This window comes from Gammaproteobacteria bacterium (assembly GCA_003696665.1).
GTDB lineage: Bacteria > Pseudomonadota > Gammaproteobacteria > Enterobacterales.
Genome location: RFGJ01000354.1, coordinates 1 through 1428, shown reverse-complemented (window position 1 = coordinate 1428; position 1428 = coordinate 1). Strand labels below are relative to the sequence as shown.

Here is a 1428-nt window from a genome sequence, read left to right as displayed (position 1 = left end):
TTTGCCTCTTTCACATGAATGATTTCTTGGATTTCCTTGAAAGGCTGCCAGCCTTGTGGCGTGAGGTAGTGCGTATGGTTGTGATCCGTCTTGAGCGCTATCAAATCCCCCCAGTCACCATAGCTATTGGTATAGCCCCAAGCAATATGGCGATTTGATCCCACGACGACAGCCGGTACGCCTGGTAGCGTCACGCCACTGACATCAATATTGCTCTCCTTGACGATTAAGCGGGCATAAAACCAAGTGGACGGAACGCTTAGCCCTAAGTGCATGTCGTCTTCAAGAATTGGCAACCCATTGTCTGTCAATTTGCCGGACACTGCCCAGTTATTGCTGCCAACCGCATCCACAGGGTTCCGTTCGTCGTCATGCACATTGGCTAGCACGAGTTGTTGGCCAAGTTCCGGGAGTGGCTGCCAAGGCGATGGCGTGCGGGGATTCAAATCATCTATTGGGGCATCAAATGGCGAATACTCGGGCGACAGCACAGAGGCAACGGCTCGCCCAAAGACCTTTCTTAACAGATAACGCTGCCAGTCCTGCTCGCCATCTTCGTCCTGTAATTCAATATACATAGAGGCCACCACCAGCAGTGAATCTTGTGGCCGCCACGCCTTGGGTGAGCTACCGAGTAACCAATATTCAAGCGGACGGCTGCCCAGAGCTTTCATGCCCGCGTTCACACCATCGGCATATGCCTCAAGAAGATTTTGCTGCCACCTAGGGAGTTTTTGCCAGTATTGTTCTGTACGTGCACGAAGCCGATGCACCCGCCAGCGTTTGTCTGCCTCGACGGCAACCTGCCCAAGTAGTTCAGATAATTCACCAGCGGCACGACGGCGCATCAAATCCATTTGCAAGAAGCGCTCCTGAGCATGCACAAAGCCGGTAGCCCAGGCCACATCCGCCCTCGTTTTTCCAGAAATTGTGACGCGACCATCCTCATCACGTTCGACAAGGACTGGATGGTAGACACTGGCCACCATTTCACCCTCCAAAACGGGCAGTGAACGCCACATCACCAGCGCTATCAAGCCTAAGACAGCGACCGCAACACCGGCCACGCCCCCCACAAGCCACTTCCAAGCTGTTCGCATTTTTCGTTTGCGTTAATAAGATTTGGAAAAAACATACCACTATCGTAGTGCTCGTCGCCACTCCCTGCCATGCCCATTGTCCTTAATAAGACGACAAGCTAACATGGCTATGTTGACAAATTGCCAGCGAAAGGACGCACATCATGCCCAGATGGCAACGCTTTTTCTTTGGATTTATCGGTGCTTTTTTGGCTTTTTTAGTTGTTCAGTGGCGACTTGGCGCTCACCAATCATCAAATTCCACACCAGCGACAAACACCATAGCGACCAGTGAAACAAAGGCACAAACCAGGCGCATCCACAAAACAGTGTCTCGCGCGACCACGCC

At 52.2% G+C, this 1428-nt stretch carries 1 protein-coding gene; it reads right to left on the bottom strand.

Annotated features, from left to right (window positions below):
* Positions 1-1100 (bottom strand): penicillin acylase family protein (locus tag D6694_09330; protein RMH41162.1); only part of this gene is annotated, 1100 nt, incomplete at its 3' end.
* Between the last annotated feature and the right edge of the window lie 328 nt (positions 1101-1428).